The following is a 23930-nucleotide window of genomic DNA, read 5'->3' on the forward strand; positions in this document are numbered from 1 at the left end:
TCCCTTTTTATTATAATGTTGTGTTGATTGTGTAACCTGGCGGTCTTTTCATCTACTATAGAGTTACAGTATCCAAGATCCATGGCTTTCTGGCCCTACCTCACGATAGGTGTAGCATTTATACAAAATAAACATTTTATTATAATTTGAATTTTTAAAAAATATATCCCAATATTTTAATTTATATATCTAAATTCATAACTTTGTACTATTTTTACTCAATTTATATATCTAAAATGAAAATAAATACATTTTTGATAAAAAATAACATGTAAATTATTGTATGACTCTCGGGTGGGAATTATTGAAATCTAAAGTATGCTATTAACACCGGTATGTTAGTTTTATTGTTGTTTAGAAGTGGTACACCCATCAGGATTCGAACCTGAGACCTTCGGTACCGCAAACCGATGCTCTATCCAGCTGAGCTATGAGTGCACATTAAAAGTGTAGTAGCGATAATTTAGAGCGCAATTATAGCAGAGAAATCTTTATTTATCAAGTAAATTCATAGGGCCGAATAATTTAATTGCCTTGGGGTTGGAAATGAATGTGTGATTGTACGGATGCTCCAATTCGATCGTTTCAAATTTCTCCAGTGTAAATTGCTTTCTCAGTGCTTTTGCATGTGTACCGAACAAGATGAGTTTCGGTGCATCCTCTTCCATTGCATTCAAGAGTGTCTGCACAAAAGGTTTCCATGCCTTTATATGTTTTGCGCTGCTCTTTTTATCTGTAAAGATCAATGCTGTATTTAAAAGCAATACCCCGTTTTTTTCAAAATTACGCCGCAGGTCATCTATAGAGTCGATCATATGCGTTTTATCTAACTTGGTAATGGCTTCTTGCGAAGTATCCTCTGTTGTCAGCTTTTGGCTTGCGACGAGCGCCATCTTCATAAAGTTACGTAGACTGGTTGCACGATTGACCTCTTTACTTAATCCAGATGTGGAAAAGAGCTTCTCTACTTTGGTATCTATAAAGGCATATCCCCCGGCACTCTCTCTTCTCGGATAGGGATCCTGGCCAAAGAGGATATATTTGACCTTCTCTTTAGCAAGCGTGTTAAAGGCATTGAAGTAGTTTTCTTTGGTAGGGAAGTAGTGCTCATCTTCTTCTAAAAATCTCTGATACTCTGCCTCAAGAGAGGCATACGCTTCAGACAATACTCCTTCCCATGAGCTTCTGGACATCAGTCTCTCTTTTTGAGTTTGTCGAACTTGATGATCAATTCTATCTTGCTCACAGGGATACCAAGTTTCTCAGAAACAGAAGCTTTACTTTCACCCGCGTTGATCAGTTCCATCACATCATCAAGAGAAGAGAAGTTGTCTATCACATCTTTCACTGCAACACGTGATGCTTCATAGTTTGCTATCGTCACATTCTTTACATCCAGTATCTCATTGAGCTTTTTATTTTCTTTTGCCAATTTACTGTTTTTCCCCACAAGCATAAACAGTATGATCACCAAGAGTGCCAATAACCCTAAAACTGTGATATCGATCATTTCCATCTTATAGTACCTCCACAATAATCAAAGTTAAAAAAACAAATCCCAAGTACCCATTCACCGTAAAAAAGGCTTTGTCTATTTTTGTAAAATCTTTGTTGACGATGTAGTGTTCATAACTCAACATGATAGCAGAAAAAAGTATAGCAAGCTGCGCCCAAAAACCTAATACTGCGCTGACTACAAAATAAGTCCAAAAAACAATGGCTAAAAAATGGAATACCCTTGCGATCCACATAGTCTTATTTGCCCCAAATTTAGAAGGGATAGAGTGTAATCCATGTGCTTTATCAAATTCTATATCTTGCAGAGAGTAGAGCAAGTCAAATCCTGAGACCCAGAACATTACCCCGATTGCCAGATAGACAGACCATAGAGTTATCTCGCCGTTTACTGCCACTACACCTGCTATGGGTGCCAGTCCCAAGCTCACCCCTAAGATAAGGTGTGCCATTGATGAGAAACGCTTAAAAAGTGTATAGGCCCCAAGGACAACTAAAATAGGCAGTGAGAGCTGAAAAGCCAATGGGTTCACGAAATACGCCACCACCATAAACAACAATGCATTCATCACGACAAACCCGACCATTTGTCTATTGGATACCCTACCGTCTACAGAAGGACGATTTTTCGTACGTGGATTCAGTCTATCAATATCTCTATCCAGATAACGGTTGACACCCATAGCAAAGTTTCGTGCAGTAACTGCAGCCAATGTGCCTAAAAACAATAGCTTCCAGCCAAACCAACCTTGTGCAGCCACAAGCATGGCTATAAAGATAAATGGCAGGGAAAACACTGAGTGTTTAAACATGACCAATTCTGAAAAATGGTTCAATTTCTCTCTAAAACGATTCACTGTTTCACTCTATGGATGAGGGATTTTCAGTTTAGAATTCAGTGACCATGCAATGATCAGTACCAAAACAGCGATAATGTAACTATTTGTGATCACACCGTAGGCATTTAAGAGATAGAGTATCCATAAAAGAATGGCTCCCAGCGGTGTAGGCACACCTTCAAAGTATTTTTCAACCTCTCCAACATCTACTTTCAGATTAAATTCTACCAGTCTTCTCAATCCATTGATGATATACCAGATAAATACCAAACCTAACAGCAATTCTTCAACCCCTGTAATGCCACTGTAGTGTTTGACCGCATAAAAAAGTAAAAATGGAGGCATGACCACGAAAGAGAGAAAATCTGCAAAACTGTCAAGTTGGATCCCAAATTCGGTTGATAGTGCGTATTTACGTGCCAGCTTACCATCTATAATGTCACAGGCACCCCCTATCCATGCCAAAACAATAGCAGTAAAGAAATCACCTCTAACGATAAAAAATATTGCCATGATGCCTACTGTAACATTCATATAGGTTACAAGGTTTGCAATGTTAAAACGATTGTTCTTGTCAAATAAATTCATTCTTGCCTCTCTTTATCAATAGTGGTATTTTATCCTTTTTGGGGTTATGGTATGATTACGCTATGAGAAGTATTAAAATAGACTACAGCGAGACACTATATGCAAGATACTAACACCTTTGAGCAACTGGCTCTCATTGGTCCTACTGCATCAGGAAAAACTGCGCTTTCCATCAAAATAGCACAACATATGAATGCCTATATTTTATCCCTCGATTCACTCTCTATCTTCAAAGAGATAGATATTGTTTCAGCAAAACCTACACTCAAGGAACGCGCCGGCATCGAACACTTTGGTATGGATTACCTCTACCCTGATGAAAGTTTTGATGTCACTACCTTTATCAGACTCTACCATGAAGTCCATAGTCGCTGTCTGGAAGATGGTAAAAATCTTGTTATTGTCGGAGGTACCAGTTTTTATCTGAAGATGCTCATTGAGGGTATCAGTGAACTGCCCAGTATCTCAAATGAAACAAAAACAAAAACCAGTAGATATTTACAAGATTTGCAAAAGAGCCATGCGTGGCTTTATAGTTTAGATTCGCTCTATATGTCAAACATAGAGCCCAATGATCCTTACCGTATAGAAAAAGCTTTGGATATCTATTTGGAAACGGGACTGACCCCCACACAATACTTTAAACAATTTCCGCCCCGACCTACGGTGACTGAGCCACTTCCTATCTACCAGATAGAGATCGAGCGAGAGAAACTTCGTGAACGTATAGCATTGCGTACCAACATAATGATCAATGACGGATTGATCGATGAGATATGTATGCTCGAAAAGAAATATACACGCTCACCTAACTGCATGAAATCTATAGGGATCAAAGAGACATTGGCTTACTTAGACGGTATCTATGACAAAAAGATGCTTAGTGAAAAGATCACCACCAATACTGCACGATTGGCTAAACGACAGACAACATTCAATAACTCTCAGTTCAATAACGTGATAAAAGGATCTGTAAAAGAGTTGGAAAAGATTTTACTATAAAAAGGTCGGCTTCCCGACCATTCTGAACGCTCAGCGCTTAACGCTGAACGCTAAATATTAGTACCCGCTGGCACTGATCATATAATAGATATACGATACAAGCGGCTGTACATAGAAGATAGCTGCAACGGTTGCAACGGTTGCAAACCCGACCATCGTCATCAATGGTTTAGAGATATTATAGTAAACCACATCCACATCTTTAACCGGCTCTTTCAAGAACATATATACAACAAGCTTCATGTAGTAGTATGCAGCGATAGCCGAGTTAAGTCCCATAATAATCGCTAACCAGATATACCCTGCATTCACCGCTGCTTGCATCACATAGATCTTACCCCAGAATACTGAGAATGGTGGAACGCCTGCCAGTGAGAACATAAAGAGCCCCATAATGACTGCACCCATAGGCATGATCTGGATCAGACCTGCAAACTTTTCATACGGATGGTCATAACGCGAATCGAATCTTCTCTTTTTGTGACGGGAGATCCATAACATGGAGAATGCGCCAAGATTAGTAAACATAAAGAGTGCATAATATAAGAATATCGCTGTGTTACCCTCTGTTGTATCCAGTGCCAATGCTGCGATGATGAACCCTGCATGAGAGATAGATGAGTATGCAAGCATACGTTTAACATCATTCTGTACCAATGCCATAATGTTAGATAGTGTCATTGTAAGTACAGCCATGATAAGGATCGTCCATCTTACCCACTCAACACCAAGATCAATATACATACCAAAGAGTCTGATACTCACTACGAATGCAGCAATTTTAGGCACCACTGACATATATCCAGCCAATGCCGCAGAAGCTCCCTCATAGACATCAGGTACCCATGTATGGAACGGGAAGAGAGAAAGTTTGAAGGCGAAAGCAACAAGTAACAGTACAGATGAACTAAATACAGCGATCATTACTCCTGCTTCATTCAATCGTGTTGCCATAACCTCTGCCACTTTATAGAGTTCTACTGAACCTGTAAGTGCATAGATCACTGCTGAACCCATCGCAAAGAAACCTGCTGCCAGTGCACCCATTGTAAAGTACTTGACCGCTGCTTCATACGAATTCGCTCTGTTGTGCAGTGCGATCAGTGTATAGAGTGCAAGTGATGCTGTCTCAAGACCGACAAAGATAAGGATAAGGTTATCCGTTGCTACCATGAACTGGAATCCTGCGATCATAAATAAGAACAATGCAAAGAATTCAGGATACGAGTACTCATGGAATCTTTTTGATGTCAATGCAAGCGGTATAAATATCATCGAACCACCAATGATCATTAGTTGAGAAATGATAGAGATACCATCGATCAACATGACATCAAAGAAGCCGCGTTCATTGACATTGAGTCCCAATACAGAACCAAAATCAACAAAGAGTACCAAGATCGTCAACATGACATAGAGTGATTTATGCAATTTCCCATTAAGAAGATCAATAATTAAAATAATCAAACCACCAGCAATCGCTATAAGCATCGGTGCTAGTGTAATAAGGTTTAGGCTGGCTAAACTCACATTAATTGGCTCTAACATTAGTTCGCCTCCTTACTTGATTTTGCAACTTTTATCATATCTTTTGCCTCTTGTGTAATCGCTTTTTCATCCATAAAGCTTAGCAATGCTTTTACAGAGTTGTCTATCGGCTCTAGTACCGGTTTAGGGTATACACCTAACCAAATCACTATTGCAACCAACGGGATAAGCGACCATGTCTCTCTACCATTGAGGTCTTTTAGTTTTTTGTTCTCTTCGTTATTCAACGGACCAAAGAAAGTACGTTTCATGACTCTTAGCATATAGACCGCACCTAGGATGATAGATGTACCTGCCAAGATAGTCATCATCGGAGTGACTTGGTAAAAACCAAGAAGTACAAGGAACTCACCGACAAAACCGATTGTTAACGGCAATCCGACCGATGCCATCAGCATGATTCCGAATATTACTGCAAACTTAGGCATAACGGATGCGATACCCCCAAATTCAGACATCAATTTCGTATGTCTTCTGTCATAGATCATACCTACAAGCATAAACAGTGCCCCCGAAACGATACCGTGAGAGAGCATTTGGAAGACTGAACCTGACAGACCTTCTGCATTCATCGCAAAAAGACCAAGCATGATAATACCCATATGCGATACAGAAGAGTATGCGATCACTTGCTTCATATCTTTTTGCGCGTAGGCGATCATTGCCGTATAGATGATCATGATCAGTGATAATACAGCCACTGGTGTAATAGCCAATACAGAAGCATCCGGGAACATTGGAAGTGAGAATCTTACAAATCCGTACGTACCCATTTTAAGCAATACTGCTGCAAGAATGACCGAACCAATCGTAGGTGCTTGACCATGTGCATAAGGGATCCAAGTATGGAATGGGAACATCGGTACTTTAATCGCAAATCCGATAAAGAACGCAGCAAATAACCACAACTGGTAATTCACCGGCAGTACCAACGCATACCAGTCTGTGATAGCAAAGCTCCATACACCTGTAAGGTTATGGTAAATGTATGCAACAAACAACATACCTACCAACATGATAAGTGACCCCATGAATGTATAGAGGAAGAACTTGATCGCTGCATAGACTCTTAATGGTCCACCCCATGCACCTACGATATAGAGCATCGGTACAAGAGAAAGCTCCCAGAACAAGTAGAAGATAATTGCATCAAGTGCAACAAATACACCGACCATTGTCATCTCAAGGAAAAGGAGTGTCACGATCATATTTTTAATATTCTTCGTCTCACCCATACTTGCCATACCGATCAGTGTCATCAATGTTGTCATAAGAATAATGAACAATGAGATACCATCCGCACCAAGATAATAGGAGATACCCATATCAGGGATCAACGGGATCATCTCTACAAACTGCATACCTGCGTTAGCTGTATCAAAACTAAACCATAACCATAGAGAGAGCAAGAATTCAATTGCCGCTACAGTGATACCGTAGGTTCTTGCACTCTCCTTATCTACTATAAACCCAAGCAGTCCTGCAACTGCCGGGAAGAAGACCAATATACTTAAAATATTTTCCATTTTTCCCCCTTAACCTATCATCGCTGAAATCGCAGCAATTACCAATAACAGTACCGCACCAACAGCCATCCAGTTTAGATAGTTTGAAAGGTTACCTGTTTGCATACTTCTTGTTTTATCACCAGAACCGTAAAGGAACTTCGCAATATTGTCTACTGTTGCATCGACTATTTTCAGATCCACTTGTGTCCAGAACTTTTCAGAGATCATCATATACGGCTTTGTAATAAACTCTTCATAGAATTTTGGCACATAATATTGGTTGGCAAGCAGTTTATAGAAGAAACCACTTTCAACTTTCTCACTTCTTTTCCAAGCCTTTTCGCCTGTTCTTGCATATCTATAGTACGCATACGCGATACCTGAGAGTGCAAAAAAGATAACAATAAGCCCCAAATAAGTTGCCAAGTGGTGTGTATGTTCAGACATTTCATACTGTACAGTGTTACCTATCTCATAGATAAATGCTTTGTATGACCCCATGAACCATCCTGTGATGATAGCAAGGACTGCAAGAGGAGACATCGCTACCAGTACAAACTTGTACATTTCATGCGGATGGAAACCTAATGGCGTGTGACGGTCTTCACCATGGAACGAAAGGAATATCTGTCTAAATGAATAGAATGCTGTCATACCCGCAGTAATCACCAACATAGCCCATAATACATAGGTGTGTTCGTTAAATGCTGTCTCGATGATCGCATCTTTTGACCAGAATCCTGCTAGTGGCGGCAATCCGGCGAGTGCAACAGACGCGATGGTCATGTAGATCCATGTTCCTCTCATCTTCTTTCTAAGTGCACCCATTTTAAAGAGATCAAGCTCATCATGCATCGCATGCATTACGTTACCTCCACCAAGGAAGAGGAGTGCTTTAAAGAATGCGTGTGCTGCAAGGTGGAACATTGCGATCCAGTACGCACCCAGACCTGCTGCTGCAAACATATACCCTAACTGTGAAAGTGTAGAGTATGCAATAATTCTTTTCAAGTCACGTTCAACCAGTGCCATTGAAGCTGCATAGAATGCAACAAATGTACCAAGTGATGCAATGAAGAAACTCACCCCTGCAACTTCTTCCATACTATAAAGCGGGTTAGATCTTATGACAAGAAATACCCCTGCTGTTACCATCGTTGCTGCGTGAATCAATGCAGAAACAGGTGTAGGACCTTCCATAGCATCTGTCAGCCATGTGTGAAGAGGGAACTGTGCTGATTTACCCATTGCACCGATAAAGAGTGCGATCGCCGCTGTTACAAGGACTGTTTCGCCAAGATATGGAAGCTGAGCAAATACTTCGTCATACTGTAAAGAACCAGTGTTCCAGTAAAGGATAAAGATACCGACCAACATACCAAGGTCGGCAATACGGTTCATAATAAATGCTTCATTCGCTGCCCATGACGGAGAGATAGAAGGATTGTCTTCTCTTGCCTGATCCGGCTTATGATACCAGAAACCAACAAGCAGCCATGAACAGACACCAACACCTTCCCAACCTATAAAGAGACCGGCAAAGTTATCTGACATCACAAGTATCATCATAGAGAATACAAATGCTGAGAGATATGAGAAGAATCTGTTAAAACTCTTATCATGATCCATATATCCAATCGCATAGATATGTACTACAGTAGAAACCAAAGTCACCACTGTCATCATCGTTACAGAGATCTGGTCAACTACAAAACCAAACGGTATATTTAGGTCTCCTGCATTGATCCAATCCATCATCGTTACATGTACGACCGTACCTGTTGTGTAGAGGTTGAATGCCAATGTTGCCGAAGCAACAAATGCTACACCTATAAGTATAGAACCCACGATACCTACAAATATTTTTCTTTCACTCATACCAAATAAAGCTGCAAAAAGAGAACTTACAAATGGTGCAAAAAGTGCTACATATACTAAATTTTCCATTATTATCCTCTCATACTTGCAAGGTCGTCAAGATCAAGACTTCCTGTTTTTTTATACAATACAATCAATATACCTAGACCCACTGCCACTTCACTCGCTGCAATCGCAATGATAAAGAATGCAAACATTTGACCTGTCAAATCATTGTAATAGTGTGAAATCGCTGCAAATGCTATATTGACTGCATTCAGCATAACCTCAGTTGCGAAGAAAAGCATTAAAAGGTTTCTTCTTCTAAGTACACCGATCAATCCTATAGAGAAGAGTATCGCAGATACAATCAAATAGTGAGAAAGACCTATTATCATTTTTCATCCTTTACTATCATAATTTCATCATCTGCACCCATATCTTCAGTGAGACTCACATCCATTTTCTTACCGGCAAGTATAATCCCAGCGATCATCGCTACAAGTAACATCAGTGCTGCCACTTCAAACGGTACAAGATACTTTGTAAAGAGTACAATACCTACATCTTGTGCATTTCCTACACCTTCATGCATTGGGTATAGTGCCTGTACACTCTCACTAAAGATAGGTGCAGCAAACATCAGTACCAGTACCAATGCCGACAACCCGCCAAGCAAGAAGACTAGCGCATTATTTGTATTTTTCTCTTTGATATCTCTTGTTGCATCAAAGAACATCATCGCAAATGCATAGAGAGCCATGACTGCCCCGACATACACAACAAGTTGCACTACACCAAGGAAGTCTGCACCCAAGATGAAAAAGAATCCAGAGATAAGTACCATACCCGCTGCGAGTGATGTCATCGCATAGAGTATGTTTTTACTCATCACTGTGATCAAGAAAAGTCCTATTATTAAAGCCGAAAATAGGTAAAAGGCTACGATTTCATACATTCTACTCTCCCTAATATGCTAATGGTGTTTTTTTAATGTTTTCATCTGCATTTGGAGATATCGCACCAAATCCATCATACTCTTGCTGTAAGTTCAGTTTATCCAGAGGTGTTAACATATCTTCAAAGAGGGAGAATCCAGCTCTTTGCTCTGAAGCATTCTCATAACGCGGCCCGTGAACAATCGCAAGTTCAGGACACACTTCTGCACAATACCCACAGAAGATACAACGACCGAAGTTGATCGTATATTCACTCACTTCTTTACGTTGGTTCTCGTCATATCTTGTATCCATAGAGATACAATTGGAGATACATATCTTTTCACAAAGACCGCAACCGATACATCGGTAGTTACCTGACTCAAGTAGTCTAAGCATATCATGGATCGCTCTATATCTTGGAGAGATAGGCATTTTCTCAAATGGATACTTGACTGTATGCATATCATTTTTAAAAAGTGCTTTGACCATTGATCTCATGGTGACCCATAGTCCTACAAAAAGCTCACCTTTCACCGTTCTTTTCGCCACTTGAGAGAACTGTGCCATAGCGGTTTCAGGTTTACTTCCTGCATCCACTGTCATGTAGTTTTGTGTACCTACATTTCTGTTTTTAAATTGTTCTAAACTCATACCTAACTCCTTATACCATCATCACGATAGCAGTGATCAAAATATTGATAACCGCGATCGGCATTAATACTTTCCAGCAAAGCCACATGAGCTGATCTGGTCTGATATGTGGCCATGATGCTCTTACCCATAACATCAAGAAGAAGAAGAATGCAATTTTAAGGATAATAAACAACCATCCAAATGCACCTTCTACATCAAATCCACCTAGGAATACGATCGAAGCGATGATCGCAACAGTGATCATGTTTGCATATTCACCGATAAAGAACATACCCCATCTCATACCCGAATATTCTGTTGCATACCCCGAAACAACCTCTGCTTCATGCTCAAGAAGGTCAAATGGTGTTCTGTTCGTCTCTGCAAATCCTGCGATCAGGAACAGTACGAACGCTACAGGTTGTTGCCAGATCAGCCATGAACCGATACCGCCAGACTGTGCTTCATTAAAATCAACAAATGACAATGAACCCACCAACATGATAGGAGCCAAGATCGAAAGACCTGTCACGACTTCATATGACAAAAACTGGATCGCCGTTCTCGCTGATCCAATGATCCCCCATTTGTTCGCCTGTGACATACCAGCCAAAAGTGGGCCATAAAGTCCTGCTGCCATCATACCAAGTACAAACAATACACCGATGTTCAAGTCAGATGCGATCGACGGTACAAATGTACCGCCAAGCACAGGAATAAACTCAGGAATCGTAAAATCCGGAAAAACCGGTACAGCAGAAAGTGCAATAAATGCTGTTGCTGCTGTAATGACCGGTGCAACCATAAAGATCAGTTTATTTGCATTTTGTGGGATGATGTCCTCTTTTGTAAAGAGTTTAATACCATCAGCCGCAATTTGCAGTAAACCATAAGGTCCTACGTGCATCGGCCCAAGACGTCTTTGCATAAATGCAAGTACTTTTCTTTCTATATATGTACCAAAACCTGCAATTGCCGAAATCACAGCCAAAATGATAATGGCTTTAATGATCACACCTAATGCAGTAACTTCTGGTAGGTTTTGTATAAGTGTTGTTTCTTCCATATTACACCTTTCTCAATGTTACTGTTTGATATCTTGATTCTCCAAAGAGACCATATACATCTTTAGCCGCTTTGAAATCTGGAACTTTTACAATGTCACCTTCGATCTTTTCATCAGCTACAACATCTAGAGTAATGCTTCCATTTTCAAACACTACCTCTACTTTTTCTCCCAAGCTCTCAGCTTTTGCCGGACTTACATAGAGTGCGAATGCTTCAAAGATCTCATGTGCCTTATCTGTAAAGTCATTAAACTGTCTAGCAGGGTTACATCTGTATGCGATCTCACCTTCAAGTGCCAAACTCTCGTCAAACTTCTCAACGGTTGGCAATGCTACCTCTTCTACTGTGACATCCAGTCTATACCCGCGGTTATCTACACCGGCATTCGTATATGCATTTGGTAAAGAGTCAAATGCTACAGCTTTAAAGCCTTTAGACACAGGAAGCATCTCTGTCCAGTCAATTGTCAGCTCTGGTGCACCTACAAGTGCTTTCATAACGTCATTCAATTCATATCCGTCGTACTCTAGTGCAGCATTGGTAGGAAGTACTCTTTTAGCCATAGAGGTCAATGTCCCCTCTTGCTGGTTCATTGCCGGCATATCCAGATCTCCATCACCCAGTGCAGAGAGTCTGAAGTCACCGTTTTCATTGTAACCTACAGTATACCCAGAACACTCATCATCAAGATCACAGATCAGTGCAACACCCAGTGCATTTGACTTTGGTGGGGTCATCACTACATCAATGTTACATGTCGCTTCAACCAGTGCTACCAATTTAGCCAGGTTCTCTGCTTTTTCATGGAAGTAAAGGTCTTCACCGATCATCAGAGAGAAAGCCTCTTTTTTCTTCATCATTTTTTCAAAGGCATCATCAAACTTCTCAGAATCTTTACCTAAAAGTGTTACAAGCCCGTTGATCGTCACAGTGATCTCTTTTTCAACCGTCTCTTTTACCTTTTTAGATACCTCTTCCTCTTCGCCTGTTTCCTCATTGACCACCATCTCTTTGACAGTTTTCATCACCTGCTCTTTTACCGTTCTGGTCTCTGAACTTTTAAAGCTTTCAATATACTCTTTTACATCAGCCGGAAGTTTCTCTTTATCTGCAAAGAGATCCAAGATAAGGTAGAGTGCTGCTTCTTCAAGACCTGCTTTGTGAACAAATGTTTCAACAGTCTTACCGAATGTAGGGATGAGTGTGTCACCTACAGGGTGGAAATAGAGTCCTGCACCTTTGTTAAGCTTTTGTACATTGTTAAACGCATATTTAAGTGCTGGAGAGTCATTTCTAAGTGCTGCCCCTACAGAGATAACAAAATCACTCTTCTTCATGATCGCATCTGTATCTGTTGAGTATAAAGAGCTACCTGACGCTGCAGCATAGTGACCTAGGAACTTTTGGAATGCTCTTACCTCTGGGTTATAGAGTTTAAGCCCCATTTTTTCTTTGAGTGTCTGAAGCATCATCGCCTCTTCATTTGTGATCATAGAGTTGAAACGTACTGTGTCCGCTTTTTTAAAGGCTTCAAGTGCTGCATTGAATGCTGCTTCATCTTTCGTGACACCTCTGTTCTCAAAGTCATAGGCAAAACGTGCAGAACCGTCCAATGATACATAAGACCATTCATTCGTAACACGATAAATTTTTTCAGATCTGTCTTCAATCGATGTGTGTTTCACTTCATAGTAGATTTGTGCACCGTCACTTGAGTGTGCTGCAACCGCAGGTACTCTTTTCAGATCCCATGCATTTGACTGATAGACAAAATCACGGCTTACGAGTGCACCCACCGGACATACTGCGATACATTCACCACAGTCTGAACAGTTTGTCTCACCTGTACCGTTACTTGGAGCGATGACAGACTTTTGAAGTTTATTCCACATAGAGTATGCATCTTTTGGCATCGTATCTTTATAGCTTTTGTCAAGTTCAGCCCCGCCTCTTTTTACCGTAGTAATAGCCGCGTCTCCGACCATATCTTTACAGACAGTCGTACAACGCTCACATACGATACAAAGACCCGGATCATAGTGCAATACTGAAGACCAGTTTGTTGTCTCTCTTTTTGTATCCGGGATCATATACGATTGTGAATCTACTCCAAGTTCAAGCGTATAGTTCTGCAGCTCACACTCACCAGACTTATCACATACCCCACACTGGAGCGGATGGTTCACATCATAGACTTCCATGATAGCTCTACGCTCTTCAAGAATATTTGGTGTCTCAGTAGTGACTTCCATACCTTCTTTCACTTTAGCGTTACATGCATATACCTGTTTACCGTCTGCCTCCACTAGACAAATACGGCATGCCAATGTTGGCGAACATCTTGTCAGGTAACATATAGCCGGGATGAAAACATCATTGGCACGAGCAGCATTAAGGATATATTCACCCTCTTTTGCTTTGTACTCTATACCATCAATCGAAATTGAGACCATATTATCTACTGTTTGTACTTCACTCATCGTTGTTTCCTATTTTTTGATTATTTATTTTTTCAAAAGCTAGTCTGCTAAATCTATAGGAGGATATCAAAGAAGTACTTAAGTCTATCTCATAAGTAGGATTCAACGCAATGATTCCTTTCATATATGTATCAATTTTAAACACACGTATAAATTTCACCCCCTCTACCTCAAAAGAAATGAAGTCACCGTCTTGTAATTTTGTTGCCATGGAAAATTGTTTAGAGCCGATCAAGACCTCATCTATTTGACCCTTTTCCATCGTATTTTCAACTTTTTTATAGGTATAGATCACGGCGCCATCATATACAGGCAGATCATCCACTTCATCAAGTGTAAAGTCCCCTATTTGTTCTTGTGGAATCACTCTGTAGATACATGGCTTTTTGAGATCATCTTCACTCACTCCTTGAAACCCTTTCTCTTGCGGCAATTGATTCGTATAGTCTATAAGCTTTTGGGTATCTAATCCTAATGTATCAGAAATGCTATCTAATCCCTCCACATCGAAAGTTTCCATTTTCTCATCGAGGCAGAGACATTTATCACTATTTACATAGGTGCCCTCTTTACAACTTTTATAGATGAAGCTTTGACCTTGAACCACATCATCAAGATCACAGATCAATGCAACCCCTGAGGCATTATGTGCAGGCGGTAAGCACAGAACGTTGACACCGGCATATCGTTCCAATAATGCTAAGAGTTTTGCTATCTGGCCTGCCTTTGGATGCGTATAGAGATCACTGCCTATGATCAAAGATGTTGTAGTTTTAGCATCTATCAGACCAAGCATCGATTCTAGTTCTTCTTCTCCCACGTTACTTTCCGCACTGAGATAACCGATGTCAAGATCATCTAAAATATCCTCTATCTCTTCGGGAAGCGCTTTATCTTGCAAGAGTGCATCCACCAACAGTGCAGCAACACCCTCTTCGCTCCCCACTTCATATTTGATAAACTGTGTAACAGTGGCTTGAAGTCTTGCATCTTCTATAGGATGCATATAGACAAGTTTGGGCTTTTTTTCTTCTAACACCTTGTGTACCAATGGTATAGACTCTGTACTTTCATCCCGAAACCATACACCCAAAGAGATCACTGTTTCAGAAGCAGCCAAAGTCCCTAAATCACCTTTAAAAATATGATACCCGCTACTGCTACTGTATGCTTTTAAGAAATCCTGGAAAAACTTTGCTTCAGGACATATCAGCCTTTTTCCCTGTTTCTCTTTCAACACTTGAAATATCTGCGCTTCTTCATTGGTAATATCTGCTGAAAAAACTATACTCTCAGCCTCTTTGATTTTCTCTTTCTGACTTTCATATGTGGACTCCACTATCGTCTCTTCCTCCTACTTTTCTTGCCTTTCTCTAACGTCAGACAATACTACCCTATTGTCTCTGCTTAAAATGCTTGAGAAGATTGTATTAGAAAACAAATTAAAAAACAAAGTTCTGTGTTAAAATGACTCATTCACGATGCATTGAGCCATTTTTTACCGCCTTATTCTCGTTTTTATTGTTACATATACTCACATCGTAGCTCAACTTATGAAAATTATAAATTCCATATTGTTATTTTCTTAATTCTCTATGTTACAATTCATATCAAAATAAAGTTTTATAAGGGTAAACACATGATACACGAAAACGGAAAAATAGTTGACATCGCGATTATCGGAGCTGGACCTGGCGGTATGGCAGCTGCTATCGAAGCAAAGCTGGCAGGTATTGAGAACATTGTTGTGATTGACAAAGCGCCTCACCACAATGATATGATCCACAAGTTTTACAAAAAAGGTAAAAGAGTGGATAAAGACTGGATGGGTATTAAATTTGAATTTACTGGTAACGTTACTTTTGAAGAGTGTTCTAAAGAAGAGTATATTGAGCAAATGGATAAAAAGCTCACTGATGCTGGCGTACTTGACAGATTTGAGTATAACCATGAGATCATGAGAGTTGAAAAAGGTGAAGATGGTCTTTTCTCAATTATTTATGGTACAGACGGTGTAGATGAAGCAATGGAAACATTGAAAGCTAAAAATGTTATCCTTTCAGTAGGTCGTATGGGTAAACCAAACAAACCTAAATATAAGTTCCCTAGAGAGCTTAAAGATGTACTTAACTTCAACCTTTCAAAAGTTCAAAATGGTGAGCACGTAATGGTTGTTGGTGGTGGTGACACTGCTGGTGAGTACGCTTATGGTCTAGTTGAGATGGAAGGTATGGAAGATTGTGTGGTAACGCTGAACTACCGTAAAGCAGAGATCACACGTATGAATCCAATCAATACTGAAATGTGTACAAAATATCTTGACAATGGCAAAATTGTTAACAAAATGGGTGTAGATGTTGAGAGCGTTGAGCCTTCACCAGCTGGTAAAATCCAAGTAAACTTTACGGATGGCTCAACAGGTGAGTATGACAGAGCAGTATATGCACTTGGAGGAACGACTCCAAAAGATATCCTTGTCAACTCTGGTGTTAAAACTGGTGAGTGGGATGTTCCTGTATATAATGAAGCAACATTTGAGACAAATGTAGAAGGTCTTTACACGATTGGTGATGTTGTAACTGATCAAGGTAGTATTGCCCTTGCATTCAACCATGCGAGTGATGCAGTAAAAGATATCGCATCTAAACTAAAATAAATCCTCTATACCATGCTCTATGTTGAGCATGGTATTTATATATACTTACTTCAATACTTTTTTAGAGTACATACTCAAACTTTTAATTTCCCACTTAACAATATGATATAAAATAATTTGATTGATATTTTGTGCGGTAAGATAGTAGAACCCTATAACATCTTCACACAAAGAAAGATGCTATAGTCTATGAAAACAGCAGGCTGCTATTCAGCCTTTTCTGCTTCAGCCTCTTCTGCTTCAGATTCAGCAGCAGCTTTTTCAGCCTCGATCTTTGCAGCTCTCTCCTGCTTCGTTGCTTCATCTACTTTCTTGACGACGACCGTCCAGTCCACTTCATTGAACTTAAGAGAGTTCATCAAGTCGTGTCCTGTTGCCTTGATCACATCTGCAGATTTTTGGATAGAAGTAAAATCCCCTACCTCAAAAAGGAAAATACCTACTTCCCCTACTTTGAGTCCCTGATCAATAAGTTCGACCATTCTGTCATAGAAATCATCTTTCAAGTGTCTTAAATCGTATCTTTTCATGGTCTCTCCTTATCTGTCAACTTCACCGAATACGATGTTGGTAGAACCAATGATCGTAACGACGTCTGCTATATATGTACCAACGAGAAGTTCTTGAAGAAGTCCTGTATGGAAGAAACTCGGCGCTCTACACTTCAATCTGTAGGCATACGGCTCACCCTCTGACTTGATGTAGAACCCAAGTTCACCTTTTGGTGATTCAGTCGGACTGTAGACTTCACCTTTCGGCGGTCTCATACCTTGAGTAACCAATACAAAATGCTGCATCAATGCATAGTTTTGTGTCATGATCTCTTCTTTCGGTGCTGAGATATACTGTGGTGAATGCGCCATCAATTGAGGCTCAGTCTCAGCATACATAGGAATGAGCTGTCTGATAATTCTTGTCGACTGTCTGATCTCTTCCATATAGAGTCTGTAACGTCCGTAAGAGTCACATCTTTCACTCACAGGAACATCAAAGTCAAGCTCTGAATAAAGCTCATACGGCTCCTCTTTTCTGATGTCATACTTCACACCGGAACCTCTAAGCATAGGACCTGTACATCCCCATGAAAGGGCATCTTCTGCAGAGATGACCCCTACATCTTCCAGACGCATTTTCCAGATACGGTTCTCTGTAAGCAATGCTTCATAGGTATGCTCTACTTCATAATCTACTTTGTCACAGAATGCTGCGATATTTTCAAGCCAACCTGCAGGCAGGTCTAGTGGAACACCACCAATACGTACTGCAGAGTGGGTCAATCTTGCACCACAATAGTCTTCCATTAAATCCATGGCAAATTCACGTTCACGGAATGCATAAAGGAAAACTGACATTGCACCGACATCCAAAGCATGTGTTGCAATAAAGAAGAGGTGTGAAATGACACGATTCAGCTCAAGCAACATGGTTCTGATCACTTGTGCTCTTCTTGGTGCCTCTATACCGAGAAGTTTTTCAACTGCCAATGCATAGGCATAGTTGTTTGATGTTGAAGCGATATAGTCAAGCCTGTCTGTTGTTGGCAAAAACTCATTATAGGTCATGTTCTCTGCCATTTTCTCGATACCTCTGTGAAGGTAACCGATATCCGGATAGGCTTTCACTACCTGCTCACCCTCGAGTTCAAGCACAAGTCTTAACTGACCGTGTGCCGAAGGGTGCTGAGGACCAAAGTTGATAACCATAGTATTGTCGTCACGCTCAAAATTGAGGTTCTCAAAAAATGGTGTTAATTTATTTGCTACTTGCATCGGCTCCCCTATTTTCTTTCGTCTAATTGCTTAGCTGATTTTTTATTATAGTTGACCATGAATGTTTCACTATACTCAACTGCTTGTTCTTTTTCGCCTTCAGAAATATCTGCACCGAACGGTACTTCATATCCTACCCTTGAGAAACGTTTTGTATCATGTCTGTCTACTTTTGCAGGATCTCTGTTTTCCGGTCCGATGATATCTCTATACTCTTTCCCGAAGATCTTATCGACTTCATACCATGAAGCGAACTCATCTCCATGCAGAGGATAGGTTTTAAGCAATGGATGCCCTTCCCAGTCATCAGGCATAATGATACGTTTAAGGTATGGATGATTGTTCACTTTGATACCGAACATGTCATACATTTCACGTTCTGCGAAATTCGCAGATTTGAAAAGAGGTACAACACTCTCGATCGCTTCACCCTTTTTAATACGGCATACAACCCTTACTCTTTTAGCTTCGTTCACATTAAGAAGCTGATAAAAAAGTTCAAACTCTCCATCTTTTGCCAGGTAATCTACAGCAGATTGCTCAGAACATTGTGTGTATCCGCATTCTTCTTTCAGTGTTTTGAGTACAGCAAAGTTATTGGTCGCATCGATATGTACGACAAGCTGTCCGATCTCCATATAGGATTCATTCGATTGATCACCCAATGCTTTCACTACTGCTGCGAAATGCGCATCTTCTACTTCACTTCTTGGTACACGTGGTGCTACCCAAAATCTATCTGTATAGTATGCTTTCCCTTGAACGTTGTCTTTTGGTACGTATTTTCTCATTAGATCAACCTCGCTCTTTTACCCGTTTGATTTGTCAGGTCTTGTTTTGTGTTTTTCTTCATATCTGCAGACTCTTTACGAATCTTTTTTTGAAGCATCATCAGTGCATACTGAAGTGTTTCAGGTCTTGGTGCACATCCTGGAAGATAGATATCTACAGGGATGATACGATCCACACCCTGTACTGTTGCATAGGTGTTGAACATACCACCGGTATTTGCACATGACCCCATAGAGATCACCCATTTAGGCTCTGTCATTTGGTCATAAAGTCTTCTAGCAAACTCAGAGTGCTTTTTAGAGAGTGTTCCAGCGAGGATCATCACATCTGCTTGTCTTGGAGAAGCTCTAAAGATCGTTCCCATTCTATCGAAGTCATAACGGGATGCCCCCGATGCCATCATTTCGATCGCACAACATGCGAGTCCATATGTGAGCGGCCAAAGTGAGTTTGAACGCCCCCAGTTTACGAGTTTGTCTACCGAAGTCAATGCTATCGGCAAGCCAGCTGCGCTGGCGTAGTTTACTTGATGCTGTGCCATTCAAGTGCTCCTTTCTTCCATGCATATACGAAACCAATCGCAAGTAGTAAGATAAATAGTATCATCTCAGCAAAACCGAACCAACCGAGTAATTTAAAGTCGATTGCCCAAGGGAACATAAAAATGATCTCTACATCGAACAAGATAAACAAAAGTGCTATCAGATAAAACTGTGCAGAAATGGCGTTAGGTTGTTTAGTCACCTCTGGTCCACATTCGTATATACTTAATTTAAGTCTTTCCGTATCAAGTCTTGCAAATTTTCTACTAACGAAACGTGCAGCCCATAGCGTCGCTGGGAACGCCACTGCTGTCAACGCAAATAAAACAAATACACCAAAATACGGATGTTCTGTAATTACATGAGTCATGTTAATCCCTTTAATTTCATCAATTCTCTTTGAAACACAGGCGGAGCCCGTTTTCAATTCCTCTCACTGAAGTTCACCTTAGGCTTAAGTTTTCACTTGCTTTTTCCAGTAGAGAAATTCCTTTAGAATATTAGCTTTATATTATCTAAAAGATGATTAAAAGATTTTGGGAGGGTTTCATCCTTCCTATGATTACTGTTTGTTATGTAACGAGATGTAACGATGCATAAAGAAAATAGCGCTACAATATCAAATAAAATTATAATAACTATAAGGAACAAAAAAATGGCTCTTTTAAAAAACCCTATGAATGTACTCTACTGGATCGCCATGTCAGGCCTGGTTTTCTGGTTTGCCTACTCAAAAGGGTGGATACTTGCCAACTTTGAATCCATAGATGCCAAACAGGCGATCTATCTGCTGGAAAATGACGATAATGTGACACTTCTTGATGTAAGAACGATACAGGAGTATAAAAGCGGTCATCTCAGAGATGCGACACTTATTCCTGTAGATGCACTCAGTCAAAACCTGGGAATGCTCAAGCAAGATAAAGATAAAAAGATCATTGTCTATTGTAGAACAGGAAGCAGAAGTGTGTCTGCCTCGCGCATATTAGAAGAGCACGGGTTTACCCCACTTAATGTCAAGGGAGGGATCATCCAATTGATCGGTGCAGGAGCTACACTCGTAAAATAGCTGCCTATGTACCACACTCTATACAATACTGAATGTGTTTGGGTGTGCGTTTATTACATGCGCTGCACACCCTGTTCAACTCCTCTTTGCAAAAACCGCAATAGTTTTTACTATAATCCACCCTGTTTTTACAGTGTGGGCACCTGCTTTGATTATAGGCATCAATATAGAGGGTCTTCTCCTTCATCTCTCTTCTTCGTTTTTCTCTTCGGGAAACACTTCTTTGTATAAAAAAAACAACCAGACCGATACCCACAATACCAAGCAACATCAAAAAATAGTACCCCAAGAATATAAAGCCGTATTCATATAAAAAAGTAATGATCTTCTCTAAAAACCTTTTTGGAATAATATGAAAGATCAAACGCATCACATCAATACATAGTGGAAGTAAAGTAATGATGATGATATGAGAACTGATCAAGGTGACAAGTTTATTGGGTACGGATATTTTTCTTGCAGGACTTGTAGAGAACCTATGGGCTAAAAAAGATAAAAGTAATAAAGGAAAGGTAAATTTTAACAAATAGAGAAATGAAATAAAGGGTTGCCAAAAGGCATAGGAATCATAGGCTTCGTTAAATCTCTCTCTATTTGTATTGACAAAATCCACATACGCCTGATAGCCTTTATAAGCAGCTACTGATTTGATCTCTTTGATCTGCCTATCAATATTTTTCTCTTTTTCAAGCAAACTGTAATATTTATCCCTTATCTTCTTATCTCGCTCTTCCTGGGAAGAAGAAATTTTTTCGAAAAGTGCAGTATTGTATCTTTTTTCAATACTATTGATTTCTGATAACACATTTCGTTTCTCATTTCTTAGATTATGCGTGAGCTCTTTGTTATTTTTAAATGCTTTGGTTTGAGCAAAAACAGCGATTTTTTGATACAGCTCGGTACAGAGAGGTGCCATTCTTTTATCCGTATAGGATTGGAACTTTTTACCGCTCTCATATGTTGAATGGGCAGTGATATAAAAAGATGCATACTCTGAAAAAGGAAACCTGTCATAGGTATATCCTCTTGTTGCACTGTTCCAGACACTACGTTTATATTTTGGGTCAAAATGACTCTTACACTGGTAGGGATATTTGACACTGACCGCAGGAGACATATCTTTTTCAGAGTCGATCCCCGTTAAGATCGTAATGAACAAAAAGATATCTAAAATGAGGATCAAAAGTATCGAAAACTTGGAAAAGGGTTCATTGTTGAACGTAAATAACGTTGACTTGGTCTTTGTCATGAATGATCTTAGATAAGAAAACATCGTACTCCTTTGTTTGAAGAGGTAAAATTACACTTTGAATCCCATACTTTTTGTCCCTTCAAAGCTCGAACCGAGTTCTTTCTCGATCTCTTCAAGGAAGTCTTGATTTCCGAACACACTCTCTTCACGCACCGCTACTTTATAGGCTGTGTTTTTGATGATAAGATTGATCTGCCCGCCGGTGAGTTCGTATTTGGAAAGTTCTGCCATATCAAATCCCTCCTCATAATCTGCATTTTCAGGAAGCATGAACTGCCAGAGTCTGAGACGCTGTTTTTTCCCCGGCTTCTTAAATTCGATCTTATAGTTGAATCGTCTCGAAAATGCTTTATCAATATTACCAAGCAAATTGGTCGTAGCGATGAGTATACCTTCAAATTTCTCTATCTGTTCGAGGAAGATATTTTGCATTTGGTTATGCATTTTATCTGCCGAACTTCCTGTCCCTTCGCTTCTTGAACTCAAAAACTGGTCTGCTTCATTGAGCAGCAAGATAGGGTCCACTTTTGCTTTTTTGCTTAATTCTTTAAAATCATCAAATATCCTACGTACGTTCTTTTCGCTCTCCCCTACATACATAGAGAGGATCTTCGAACAGTCAAAGGAGAGTATAGGACGTTTGAGTGTTTTTGCCAAACTCATGGCTGTCATTGTTTTCCCTGTTCCTGCGGCACCGTAGAAAATGATACGCGCATCAATACCTTTACGTTTGTCTTTGATCCCCCACTCTTTGAGCTTCTTGAACACCTCTTTGTCAACCTGTTTAACAACATTATGTAAAGTCTCTCTTGTCTTAGGATGCAACACAACATCATCCAGGGTGGTTGTAGGTTTTAAGTACTCGAAAAGCTCTTGTTCCTGTACCAGTGCATCCAACTTAAGTTTGGTGACTTTTTTGCTTTTTTTGGGGTGTATAATGCGCTGCATCACCTCTTCTTGCAGGTAAAAAGAGCGGCTGACCCCACCGAACATGTTGAGTATCTCTTCATAATCGATGATATCCTCAGAGATCAGTTTTGCACCATCTTCAAGCAATGCACGGTTCTTTATCTTCTCGTACTCGTCAAAGCTGATGAGTTCTATCAACGTATTCATATCCCTGAATTGTCCTTCTCCTCCGCTATACTCCTCTTTAAGCAGTGCCAGGAATATCCGCTTCTCTTTTTCATCCAGCTCTTTCTCTTTAAAGAACTCTTCGACAACGATAGGTGTCTCTGTCATTTTGACACGTTCCTCTATACGCGTTGTCAAAAGTGTCAATTTGTTCTTCAATCGTCCTATACTGAGTGAGTTGTCTGCAAAACCTTGTTTGAATGTAGCGATCTTATGTAAAAGTGACACCATATCAAACTGATCCTGGAGATACTCAAGATGGTCTGTGTAAGGTTTGACTTCCGGAAGGAATATCTCCAGTGATCCCTCTTCGAGCAGACGCAGCAAAGAGATACTTGGTGTCACGGATGTACTGAGCAGTTCCAATGTGGATGCTTCATGTGCTTTGACCTGTCCGAAACTCACTTGTATCATCCATCCCAGGTCCAAAAGGTTTTTGATCAATCCCAGTTTTTTCAGATACTCGTACCCTTCTGATGAAAAATTCTCTTGCAGTATCTCCAGTACAGAGATCTCTTCCAGCCCTGCCACATAACGTTTACAAATATACTGTACCAAAGATGCTTCTTCTTTCGTGCATTTCAAATGTTCAAAGATCAATGTCTTCTTTACATCTTTTGTCTCAATAAAATCAATAAGGTATTTCAATGCGTGTTCCTCATAGTTAATAATTTGAGTATAACAAATATTTGCTATACTTTGAGTAATACATTAATGTGCACAAAAGGAGAACAGAT

General features: G+C 40.1%; 23 protein-coding genes, 1 tRNA gene and 1 riboswitch. Of the genes, 3 read left to right on the top strand and 21 right to left on the bottom strand.

Annotation, left to right across the window (positions count from 1 at the left end; all coding sequences use genetic code 11):
• Positions 1–27: 27 nt before the first annotated feature.
• Positions 28–126: riboswitch (cyclic di-GMP riboswitch) on the bottom strand.
• Between the two features lie 235 nt (positions 127–361).
• The 5 genes from MN086_RS09920 to MN086_RS09940 form a co-directional block, all read right to left on the bottom strand.
• A tRNA-Arg gene (locus tag MN086_RS09920) sits at positions 362–438 on the bottom strand.
• Positions 439–491: 53 nt separating this feature from the next.
• Positions 492–1193, bottom strand: a complete 702-nt coding sequence (locus MN086_RS09925) for a uracil-DNA glycosylase family protein (protein ID WP_248575847.1) — start codon at positions 1191–1193, stop codon at positions 492–494.
• Complete coding sequence (locus MN086_RS09930; protein WP_248575848.1) at positions 1193–1516, bottom strand: sigma-70 family RNA polymerase sigma factor; 324 nt, start codon at positions 1514–1516, stop codon at positions 1193–1195. Before MN086_RS09930 ends, MN086_RS09925 begins: the two co-directional genes overlap by 1 nt.
• A gap of 1 nt (position 1517) precedes the next feature.
• Positions 1518–2372, bottom strand: a complete 855-nt coding sequence (mqnP, locus tag MN086_RS09935; protein WP_248575849.1) for a menaquinone biosynthesis prenyltransferase MqnP — start codon at positions 2370–2372, stop codon at positions 1518–1520.
• A gap of 9 nt (positions 2373–2381) precedes the next feature.
• The gene (locus MN086_RS09940; RefSeq protein ID WP_248575850.1) at positions 2382–2942 is read right to left on the bottom strand and encodes a phosphatidylcholine/phosphatidylserine synthase; all 561 of its coding nucleotides are present in this window, start codon (positions 2940–2942) and stop codon (positions 2382–2384) included.
• A 99-nt stretch (positions 2943–3041) separates the two neighbouring features.
• On the opposite strand from MN086_RS09940, the gene miaA reads away from it, so the two are divergent.
• Positions 3042–3944 carry a tRNA (adenosine(37)-N6)-dimethylallyltransferase MiaA gene (gene miaA / locus MN086_RS09945; protein ID WP_248575851.1) on the top strand — a complete coding sequence of 301 codons (903 nt, stop codon included), beginning with the start codon at positions 3042–3044 and terminating at the stop codon, positions 3942–3944.
• 57 nt (positions 3945–4001) lie between these two features.
• On the opposite strand, the gene nuoN is transcribed toward miaA, so the two are convergent.
• Genes nuoN through MN086_RS09990 form a run of 9 tightly spaced genes read right to left on the bottom strand, consistent with a single transcriptional unit; the run spans position 4002 to position 15318 of the window.
• The gene (gene nuoN / locus MN086_RS09950) at positions 4002–5492 is read right to left on the bottom strand and encodes an NADH-quinone oxidoreductase subunit NuoN (RefSeq protein ID WP_248575852.1); all 1491 of its coding nucleotides are present in this window, start codon (positions 5490–5492) and stop codon (positions 4002–4004) included.
• A complete protein-coding gene (locus MN086_RS09955) occupies positions 5492–7018 on the bottom strand; it encodes an NADH-quinone oxidoreductase subunit M (protein WP_248575853.1) in 1527 nt (508 codons plus the stop codon). The genes nuoN and MN086_RS09955 overlap by 1 nt, the downstream gene beginning before the upstream one ends.
• A 9-nt stretch (positions 7019–7027) precedes the next feature.
• Positions 7028–8947, bottom strand: coding sequence for an NADH-quinone oxidoreductase subunit L (gene nuoL / locus MN086_RS09960; protein ID WP_248575854.1), 1920 nt, complete (start codon positions 8945–8947; stop codon positions 7028–7030).
• A 2-nt stretch (positions 8948–8949) separates the two neighbouring features.
• Positions 8950–9252, bottom strand: a complete 303-nt coding sequence (nuoK, locus tag MN086_RS09965; RefSeq protein WP_248577101.1) for an NADH-quinone oxidoreductase subunit NuoK — start codon at positions 9250–9252, stop codon at positions 8950–8952.
• Positions 9252–9815: an NADH-quinone oxidoreductase subunit J gene (locus MN086_RS09970; RefSeq protein WP_248575855.1), complete on the bottom strand. Its 564-nt coding sequence runs from the start codon at positions 9813–9815 to the stop codon at positions 9252–9254. Before MN086_RS09970 ends, nuoK begins: the two co-directional genes overlap by 1 nt.
• Positions 9816–9825: 10 nt before the next feature.
• Entirely contained in the window at positions 9826–10449 is a 624-nt protein-coding gene (gene nuoI, locus MN086_RS09975) for an NADH-quinone oxidoreductase subunit NuoI (RefSeq protein ID WP_248575856.1), read from the bottom strand.
• 10 nt (positions 10450–10459) lie between these two features.
• The gene (gene nuoH, locus MN086_RS09980; protein ID WP_248575857.1) at positions 10460–11497 is read right to left on the bottom strand and encodes an NADH-quinone oxidoreductase subunit NuoH; all 1038 of its coding nucleotides are present in this window, start codon (positions 11495–11497) and stop codon (positions 10460–10462) included.
• A gap of 1 nt (position 11498) precedes the next feature.
• Positions 11499–13979: an NADH-quinone oxidoreductase subunit G gene (locus MN086_RS09985; RefSeq protein ID WP_248575858.1), complete on the bottom strand. Its 2481-nt coding sequence runs from the start codon at positions 13977–13979 to the stop codon at positions 11499–11501.
• Positions 13972–15318 carry a hypothetical protein gene (locus MN086_RS09990; protein ID WP_248575859.1) on the bottom strand — a complete coding sequence of 449 codons (1347 nt, stop codon included), beginning with the start codon at positions 15316–15318 and terminating at the stop codon, positions 13972–13974. Before MN086_RS09990 ends, MN086_RS09985 begins: the two co-directional genes overlap by 8 nt.
• Before the next feature lie 300 nt (positions 15319–15618).
• Here MN086_RS09990 and MN086_RS09995 point away from each other — a divergent pair, with 300 nt between their 5' ends.
• Entirely contained in the window at positions 15619–16635 is a 1017-nt protein-coding gene (locus MN086_RS09995; RefSeq protein ID WP_248575860.1) for an NAD(P)-binding domain-containing protein, read from the top strand.
• 206 nt (positions 16636–16841) lie between these two features.
• Here MN086_RS09995 and MN086_RS10000 read toward each other — a convergent pair whose 3' ends face one another.
• Genes MN086_RS10000 through MN086_RS10020 form a run of 5 tightly spaced genes read right to left on the bottom strand, consistent with a single transcriptional unit; the run spans position 16842 to position 20108 of the window.
• On the bottom strand, positions 16842–17165 hold the full coding sequence (locus MN086_RS10000; RefSeq protein ID WP_248575861.1) for an NADH-ubiquinone oxidoreductase subunit E family protein: 324 nt from the start codon (positions 17163–17165) through the stop codon (positions 16842–16844).
• A 9-nt stretch (positions 17166–17174) separates the two neighbouring features.
• On the bottom strand, positions 17175–18404 hold the full coding sequence (gene nuoD / locus MN086_RS10005; RefSeq protein ID WP_248575862.1) for an NADH dehydrogenase (quinone) subunit D: 1230 nt from the start codon (positions 18402–18404) through the stop codon (positions 17175–17177).
• Positions 18405–18412: 8 nt separating this feature from the next.
• A complete protein-coding gene (locus tag MN086_RS10010) occupies positions 18413–19195 on the bottom strand; it encodes an NADH-quinone oxidoreductase subunit C (protein WP_248575863.1) in 783 nt (260 codons plus the stop codon).
• On the bottom strand, positions 19195–19737 hold the full coding sequence (locus tag MN086_RS10015) for an NADH-quinone oxidoreductase subunit B family protein (protein ID WP_248575864.1): 543 nt from the start codon (positions 19735–19737) through the stop codon (positions 19195–19197). Before MN086_RS10015 ends, MN086_RS10010 begins: the two co-directional genes overlap by 1 nt.
• Complete coding sequence (locus MN086_RS10020; protein WP_008244699.1) at positions 19719–20108, bottom strand: NAD(P)H-quinone oxidoreductase subunit 3; 390 nt, start codon at positions 20106–20108, stop codon at positions 19719–19721. Before MN086_RS10020 ends, MN086_RS10015 begins: the two co-directional genes overlap by 19 nt.
• Positions 20109–20393: 285 nt before the next feature.
• Here MN086_RS10020 and MN086_RS10025 point away from each other — a divergent pair, with 285 nt between their 5' ends.
• Positions 20394–20807 (top strand): rhodanese-like domain-containing protein, encoded by a 414-nt coding sequence (locus MN086_RS10025; protein WP_248575865.1) that lies wholly within the window; start codon positions 20394–20396, stop codon positions 20805–20807.
• Between the two features lie 4 nt (positions 20808–20811).
• Here the strand turns inward: MN086_RS10025 and MN086_RS10030 are convergent, their stop codons facing one another.
• On the bottom strand, positions 20812–22080 hold the full coding sequence (locus MN086_RS10030; protein ID WP_248575866.1) for a zinc ribbon domain-containing protein: 1269 nt from the start codon (positions 22078–22080) through the stop codon (positions 20812–20814).
• Positions 22081–22107: 27 nt separating this feature from the next.
• A complete protein-coding gene (locus tag MN086_RS10035) occupies positions 22108–23841 on the bottom strand; it encodes an ATP-binding protein (RefSeq protein WP_248575867.1) in 1734 nt (577 codons plus the stop codon).
• Positions 23842–23930: the final 89 nt, after the last annotated feature.

This window comes from Sulfurovum sp. XGS-02 (assembly GCF_023213175.1).
In the GTDB taxonomy this organism is placed as follows: Bacteria; Campylobacterota; Campylobacteria; order Campylobacterales; family Sulfurovaceae; genus Sulfurovum.